This is a genomic window from Mycobacterium sp. TH-M25 (genome assembly GCF_057473665.1).
Genome location: NZ_JBYCLA010000271.1, coordinates 1 through 7,055 on the forward strand (window position 1 = coordinate 1; position 7,055 = coordinate 7,055).

A 7,055-nucleotide genomic window follows, 5' to 3' on the forward strand; every position below is an offset into this window, starting at 1 on the left:
CCTACTTCCCGGTGGCGGCGCCGAGGCCTTGGAGTGCTCACGCAAAAAGAAGTGGGAGGGGGTGATCGCCAAGAAGTGGGAATCCACCTATCAGCCGGGCCGTCGCTCCGCGTCTTGGGTGAAGGACAAACACTGGAAAACCCAAGAAGTCGTCATCGGCGGTTGGCGGGCCGGCCAGGGTGGGCGCAGCAGCGGCATCGGTTCGCTGCTGATGGGCATACCGGGCGGCAACGGCCTGCATTTCGCCGGCCGCGTCGGCACTGGTTTCACCGAGCGCGACCTGGCCGGCCTGAAAGCGACCCTGGAGCCGTTGCGTACCGACCAATCACCCTTCGCTACAAGGCTTTCCACGCAGGACGCCAAGGGTGTGACCTTTGTGACGCCGACGCTGGTCGGTGAGGTTCGCTACAGCGGATGGACGTCGGACGGCCGGATGCGTCAACCCAGTTGGCGGGGGTTGCGGCCCGACAAAGAACCCGGTGAGGTGGTGCGGGAGTAGGAGCCGATCGCTTCGCGCAAACCTCGGGTCGCCAGCTCGTCGGCCAACTCGTTGTCGGAGATCCCGGAGTGCCCCTTCACCCAGAACCACTCGACTCGGTGGCGCGCGCAGGCCAGCTGAAGCCGCTGCCAGAGGTCGACGTTTTTCACCGGCTGCTTGGCCGCGGTCTGCCAGCCGTTGCGTTCCCAGCCGAGCACCCACTTGGTGATGCCGTTGCGGACGTAGGTGCTATCGGTGTAGAGGTGCACGGCGACCGGTCGGGTGAGTGCCTCCAGCGCCATGATCGGCGCGGTCAGCTCCATCCGGTTGTTGCTCGTCTCCGCGGAGTCGCCGCCACACATCTCGCGGACGTGCTGACGCTGGCGCAGCACCGCGCCCCAGCCCCCGGGGCCGGGGTTGGGGCGGCATCCACCGTCGGTGTGAATGATCACCACGTCGTCGGCGCGCTCGCTCATTCGCCGAGAATAGGTGCCGAGATCATTGCCGTCCGGACCGACATGCCGAGCGCACGGTGACGCAGCGTGGTGATCCGGCGTCCGGGCTGCACCGCGTCCTTGACCGGTGTCGTGCGATCGCCGAAGAAGGCCGCGGTGGCGTGAATGTCTGCCACGGTGTAGGTGATTCCCCACAGCGTGGACGGCCCGTCGCCGGCATTCTCCGGTGAGCCCACCACCTCGATGATCACCTCACCGAACCGGAAGAAAACCTGGCGAATGGGTCGTCCGCCGAGGTCGCCGACCCGCTCCCGGCGTGGCTCGACACCGATGTCGGCCAGAGCCGCGACCGTTCGGCGCAGGTCAGGGGAGAGCAGCACGATGTGGTCGATCGCAGTGACGCCGTTGGAATGGCCGGCCGGCTCCGGCGCGGCCGCGACTGATCTGGATGTCGGGATGCCGTCGAGGTCACCGGCCGGCAGGCCACGCAGCGACCACCCGACGATTCCGGTGCCGCGACCGGGTCCGGCCAGCCGGATCCGAACTGCCCCGAGGCGGCAGGCGGCATCGGAATCGACGGTGAACCCGGCTCGCCGCCACGCGTCCGGTGGGTCGGCAACCTCGATTTCGGCGACGGTGATGGGCATAGTCGACTACGGTACTGAATCACGATGCGGTGGCTTACCTTTCGAGACGACAGCGGTCCGCGGACCGGCCTCCTGGCCGGTGACGTCATTCATGCGCTTCCGCCGGGGGTGAGTCTGCTCGATCTCGTCGGTCGCGGCGCCCTGGCCGAAGCCAGGGACGAGGCGATGCGTTCGGCTGCGACGATTCCGCTGGCGCAGGCGACGTTGATGGCGCCGATTCCGCGGCCGCCGTCGATCAGAGACAGCCTGTGCTTTCTCGACCACATGCGCAATTGCCAGGCGGCAATGGGCGGTGGCCGGGTGCTCAAGGATGCCTGGTACCAGATTCCCGCCTTCTATTTTGCTTGTCCGACAACCGTTCTCGGCCCCTACGAGGACGCGCCGATGGCACCTGGAAGCGTCTGGCAGGACTTCGAATTGGAAATCGCCGCGGTGATCGGAACAGCCGGGAAAGACTTGTCCGTCGCCGACGCCGAGCAGGCGATCGTCGGATACATGATCTTCAACGACTGGTCGGCGCGCGACCTGCAACTGCTCGAGGGGCAGCTCGCGATCGGTCAGGCCAAGGGTAAGGACAGCGGCGTCACGCTGGGCCCCTACCTGGTTACGCCCGATGAACTCGAGCCGTACCGCCGCGGCGGCAAGCTGAGCCTGAACGTCACCGCGCTGGTCAACGACGAGGTGGTGGGTTCCGGGTCGACCGCGCAGATGGATTGGAGTTTCGCCGAGGTCATCTCCTACGCATCGCGTGGTGTGCCGCTCACCGCGGGTGACGTGTTCGGTTCTGGCACGGTGCCGACGTGCACGCTGGTCGAGCACCTCGATCCCATGGCGCCGGAGAGCTTTCGTGGCTGGCTGCATGACGGTGACGTCGTCACTCTGCGAGTGGAGGGCCTGGGTGAGACGCGCCAGACCGTGCGCAAAACGCCCGCGCCGCAACCGCTGTCACCGCGACCCAAACCGGATGCTAGGCCCGCCGAACGGGGCGTGAACCCGCGATGAGAAAACTTAGTGGTCGCGCCCGTAAGTTCCGCGGGGGTCATGCTGGGCGGGGTCGTGTTCGGGCGCCTGTTCAGCAGGTCATCGAGGTCGGTGGGTGGTGAATTTCCATATGAATGGATCGAGAACCGCACACAGATGCTGACCGGCTTCACCAACGACCCGGCCGAGGCGGCCAAGGCGCACATGGAAAAGCGCGCACCGGTGTGGGATTCGCTTTAGTAGCCAACGGCTTTGGTGATCAGCAGAACACCTCAAACGGCAGAGTCGTCCCCGTGAACGCCCGCGTCCGGTTCTCGGTGTCGCGGGCGTTGCCGTCGTAGCGCAACCGGTAGCGGCCCGGCGCGGTGTCAGCCGCAATCGTCCACGTCACCGTGACAACCGAGGACCGGCGTCCGGTTCGGCGCCAACGGAATATTGTCGACCAGTCGCCGTCGTCGGCGACTCTCACCCACTCGTTGTCGATCTCGTGCTCCACCCGCAGATAGGAATCGTCGTGGCGCAGATCGTTGTTGGGATACGCACCAACGAATTCCGCGGTGACCGTCTTACCCGCCTGATAGCTCCGTTCCGGAGCGATGAGAACGTCGCCGAACTGTCGTCCGGCCGCCGGTTCGTCCGCCCGGGGATGTCGGCGGGATCGCCGTCGTCGGGAATCGTTGAGCGGCAGCGTTTGACGCGCTGTCGGCCGACCGTCGCGCAGGTCGGCGGCGAGCCCGGCCACCACCTGCTGAAGCGCCGGCAGCTCCCATCGGCCGAACATCGTGCTGCCGCCCTCGTAACGCTGTTCGTCGTATTCCTCGGGGGTGGTGACGTAGTGCAGGTAACCGTTGCAATAGCCGGCGACCAGCACATCAGCAAGGTCGGCGCCGACGATCTCGGCCACGGTGCGGCGCAGCCGGAGGCCGGCCACAATGGTGACTTCAGCCGGGATGCCGATCAGATACAAGTGGCCGATCCGCAGCAGCTGAACCAGGCCGCCCTCGGCCATCAGCGGTAGCGCCGCGTTCAAGCGACTACCCGGTCCCACAACACCTTTCGGGGCATGACTATCGGCCAGCCGCGGCGACAACCGGTAGATCATGGACCGTGCGATGCCGTCGATGATCCTGTTGCGTCCCTGTTTGAGCAACGGGTACAGCGGCCCCGGCCCTTCCTCGGTGCCGGCCAGCGCCGCGGCGCCGGCAAGGGCCGGGCCGGTGCGGTGCTCTCGCCCGTCGCCGGTGAACTCGGAGCGCACCGAAAAATTGGACAGATCAACGTAACTGGCGCGAGCGTCGAGGCCGCTGGTGATGACGACGGCGGGGGCGGTGCTGAGCCCTCTGGCGGCGGCGGCCTGGCGTGCGCCGATGATTTCGGTGTTCTCGAACCCATCCTCGGTGGGCCCGCTGCCGGGCCGGCGATGGAGATTCGGGGACATGTCGCCACTGTTGGTCTGGGCGAACGCCGCCACGAGGTCCGGTGGTCCCTCGGCGAGGTAGTCGACGTGGCGGTCTACCCGCTCCCACAGGTAAGCGGCGTAGCCCTTGTTGTCGCCGGTGATCAAGGTGTTGCGATTGGTCATGCTGGTGCCATGCGTGGCGAACCAGCACACGGCGCCGACCAACCGGCCGCCGCGCTCGATACGCAGCACAGTGGTCTGTGGGTCGATGGCCTCCGGGAAATGCGCGCGATCAGCCGCGGGATTGCGCGCGAACGCCGAGGGGGATCGGTTGATACTCGCGTCGTGCAGCTGTCCGGTGGCGGTGCTCAAGGTCGCCGGGGCAAGGTCGTCGTGTGCGTGTGCGACGGCCGCAATGATGCCGTCGACAATTGCGGCGAAGGTCTGTGGCCGGAAGCCATGCGTGTTGGAGTTGTAAAGCCACTGGTCCCCGTATCCGCCGGGCCCGCAATGAGTGTGGGTCGCGGTGAGCATCACGTTGTCGAGGCGGTACAGATCGCCGTAGGTCGCCTGGAGGCGCCGCAGCACCTCGCGGTGCACGCTGTCCAGCATCAGTGGCAGCTCGCACACCACGAGCACCAACCGGGCGTCGCGGGCGGGCTCCGCGAGGACGAATGCTCTTGCGCGCAAACGGTTGTGCAGCCCGCTGGTGACTTGCGAGCGCACCCCATAGCCCAGCATTCCGCATTCCGCGGGCTCGCCGGTGATGTCAGCGATCCCGCGCCCGACCTGATACTCCATTGCTCAGGCTCCCAGCACGCTAGTCAGGTAGTCATTGGCGAAACAGCGCTGCGGATCGAGATTGTCGCGGACAGCGACGAATTCGTCGAAATGCGGGTAGGCGGGCCGCAGGTCGTCGGCACTGCGGGCATGCATCTTGCCCCAGTGCGGCCGGCCGTCGACCGACCTGGCGATCGCCTCGAACTGGGCAAAGTAACGCCGGTGGTCCCGCCGGTGGTACTGATGCACGGCGATGTAGGCGGTATCGCGCTCGTTGGCCGTGGACAGCCAGATGTCGTCGGCCGCGGCGAAGCGCACCTCGACCGGAAAGGCCACGAGTTCACCGCTGCGGCTCAGGGAAGCATCGAGCTCGCGCAGCACGTCGACGACGGCATCGCGCGGCAGACCGTATTCCATCTCGCGGAACCGCACCGAGCGCACCGACGCGAATACCCGGTAGGAGCGGTCGGCGTAGGTACGGGCGGACAATGCCTTCGCCGACATCGCGTTGGCGCGGGGGCTGAGGCTGGGCCATTGTGTCGTGAGCCGTTGGAAGCCCTCGAAGACCGTGTTGGCCAGCAGGTGGTCGTCGACGTAGCTACGCAGCCGGCCCAACGGGCGCAGCGGCGTGCCGGTGGGCAGCCGATTGTTGCGCTTGGTCAGCGTGCGCCGGGTGTGTGGGAACCAGTAGAACTCGAAATGGTCGTTGTCGGCGACGTGCGCATCGAGCTCGGTCAACACCGCGTCGAGCGATTCCGGTGCGTCCCGCGCGCAGAGTGCGTACGCCGGCTCGCATTGCAGTGTGACGGTGGCGATGACACCCAGCGCGCCCAGACCCACTCGCGCGGCGGCGAAGACGTCGCTGTTCTGCTCGGCGCTGCAGCGCAGCAGTGAACCATCGGCGAGCACGAGTTCGAGCGCGCGTATTTGGGTCGCCAAACCGCCCCGCGTCGCGCCGGTTCCATGAGTGCCGGTCGAGACGGCACCCGCGATGGTCTGCACATCCACGTCACCGAGATTTGTCAGGGCCAGGCCCATGTCCCACAACGATTCGTTGAGGGCCCGCAGCCGGGTGCCGGCGAGCACGGTAACCAGTCCCGTCCGGCGGTCCGCGGTGACGATTCCGCTGAGACGGTCCAGTCGCAGCTGGATGCCGTCGGTCTGTCCGATCGCACTGAAGGAGTGGCCGGCGCCAATCGGTTTCACCCGCAGTCCGCGCTGCGCCGCGCTGCGCACCGCCTCCTGCAAGTCGCCGACAGTGGACGGTGTTTCGACGCCGGCGAGCTGCGCGCTGGCGGTCGCCGCCCAGTTCGTCCACGTGGTCACACCCCAACTATTAATCTGGACATACGTCCAAGTCAAGCTTGACTTGAACATGCGTCCAGATGTTTCATGGAGGCGATGAGATCTCGACTCCCGCAAGTCGAGCGCCGCGCTCAGCTGGTCGCAGCCGCGCTCGACCTGGCCGCCGCAGAGGGTATTTCCGCCGTCACCATCCGGGCTGTGGCCGACCGCGCCGATGTGGCACTCGGAGTGGTGCACTACTGCTTCAAAGACAAAGACGACCTGCTGGTCGCGCTGGCCGACCGCATCGTTGCCGATCTGCTGTCGGCGGCCTCGGATGCGCTGGACATCGACGGCGCCGACGACCTGGCGAGCGCCCTGCGCCTGGTCGTCGACGGACTGTGGGACCGGATCGAGGCCAGCCGCGACGCTCAACTGCTGACCTACGAGATCACCACCCACGCGCTGCGCAATCCCGCGATGAAACACGTGGCGCTGCGGCAATACGAGGCATCCCGAAAAGCGGTGACCGCACTGCTGGCGATCACGGCGCAGACTACCGGCGCGACATGGCTGATCCCGGTCGACGACCTCGCCGACGAGGTGCTGTCCGTCCTCGACGGCGTCACGCTGCGCTGGCTGGTCGACGGCGACGGGGTGGCCGCGCGTTCCCGGTTGGCGGCTTTCGCCGAGTACCTGCGGACGTACGCGAAGACGGGCCGCCGTCGACGGAGGCACACCCAATGACCGATCTGGATGCGCTCAATCGGGCCACCGCCGAACTGGACCCACCGCTGGTCGCACTCGACCTTGTTGCGTTGCGGGCCAACGCAACAGACTTGGTGCGCCGAGCGGGCGGCAAGCCGGTACGGGTTGCCAGCAAATCGGTGCGATGCCGATGGGTGCTGGACCAGGCGCTGGCTACGCCGGGTTTCGCCGGGGTGATGGCCTACTCGCTGCCCGAAGCACTCTGGCTGGTCCGCAATGGGCAGTCCGACGTGCTGCTCGGCTACCCCAGCATCGACCGGGCC

At 66.8% G+C, this 7,055-nt stretch carries 6 protein-coding genes and 3 pseudogenes; 5 read left to right on the plus strand and 4 right to left on the minus strand.

Annotated elements, in window-relative coordinates:
* Window positions 1-499, plus strand: a 499-nt coding sequence (locus tag AC2VOU_RS09230) for an ATP dependent DNA ligase (protein ID WP_486957105.1), incomplete at its 5' end; no start/stop codon positions are given.
* On the opposite strand, the gene rnhA is transcribed toward AC2VOU_RS09230, so the two are convergent.
* Together rnhA and AC2VOU_RS09240 are read right to left on the minus strand one after the other, a co-directional pair.
* On the minus strand, window positions 439-954 hold the full coding sequence (gene rnhA, locus AC2VOU_RS09235) for a ribonuclease HI (RefSeq protein WP_486957106.1): 516 nt from the start codon (window positions 952-954) through the stop codon (window positions 439-441). The two genes, AC2VOU_RS09230 and rnhA, sit on opposite strands and share 61 nt — an antisense overlap.
* The gene (locus AC2VOU_RS09240) at window positions 951-1,580 is read right to left on the minus strand and encodes a glyoxalase (protein WP_486957107.1); all 630 of its coding nucleotides are present in this window, start codon (window positions 1,578-1,580) and stop codon (window positions 951-953) included. The genes rnhA and AC2VOU_RS09240 overlap by 4 nt, the downstream gene beginning before the upstream one ends.
* 24 nt (window positions 1,581-1,604) lie before the next feature.
* Between AC2VOU_RS09240 and AC2VOU_RS09245 the strand changes: the two are divergent.
* Window positions 1,605-2,576 (plus strand): annotated as a pseudogene (locus AC2VOU_RS09245) (fumarylacetoacetate hydrolase family protein); the annotation flags it as partial.
* 123 nt (window positions 2,577-2,699) lie between these two features.
* Window positions 2,700-2,801 (plus strand): annotated as a pseudogene (locus tag AC2VOU_RS09250) (enoyl-CoA hydratase/isomerase family protein); the annotation flags it as partial.
* A 19-nt stretch (window positions 2,802-2,820) separates the two neighbouring features.
* Here the strand turns inward: AC2VOU_RS09250 and AC2VOU_RS09255 are convergent.
* Both AC2VOU_RS09255 and AC2VOU_RS09260 read right to left on the minus strand, forming a co-directional pair.
* Window positions 2,821-4,761 carry a neutral/alkaline non-lysosomal ceramidase N-terminal domain-containing protein gene (locus AC2VOU_RS09255; RefSeq protein ID WP_486957108.1) on the minus strand — a complete coding sequence of 647 codons (1,941 nt, stop codon included), beginning with the start codon at window positions 4,759-4,761 and terminating at the stop codon, window positions 2,821-2,823.
* A 3-nt stretch (window positions 4,762-4,764) separates the two neighbouring features.
* Window positions 4,765-6,066 carry a D-arabinono-1,4-lactone oxidase gene (locus AC2VOU_RS09260; protein WP_486957109.1) on the minus strand — a complete coding sequence of 434 codons (1,302 nt, stop codon included), beginning with the start codon at window positions 6,064-6,066 and terminating at the stop codon, window positions 4,765-4,767.
* 75 nt (window positions 6,067-6,141) lie between these two features.
* Between AC2VOU_RS09260 and AC2VOU_RS09265 the strand changes: the two genes are divergently transcribed.
* Both AC2VOU_RS09265 and AC2VOU_RS09270 read left to right on the plus strand, forming a co-directional pair.
* Window positions 6,142-6,771, plus strand: coding sequence for a TetR/AcrR family transcriptional regulator (locus tag AC2VOU_RS09265; protein ID WP_486957110.1), 630 nt, complete (start codon window positions 6,142-6,144; stop codon window positions 6,769-6,771).
* Window positions 6,768-7,055, plus strand: a pseudogene (locus AC2VOU_RS09270) (amino acid deaminase/aldolase); the annotation flags it as partial. The gene AC2VOU_RS09265 and the pseudogene AC2VOU_RS09270, both read left to right, overlap by 4 nt.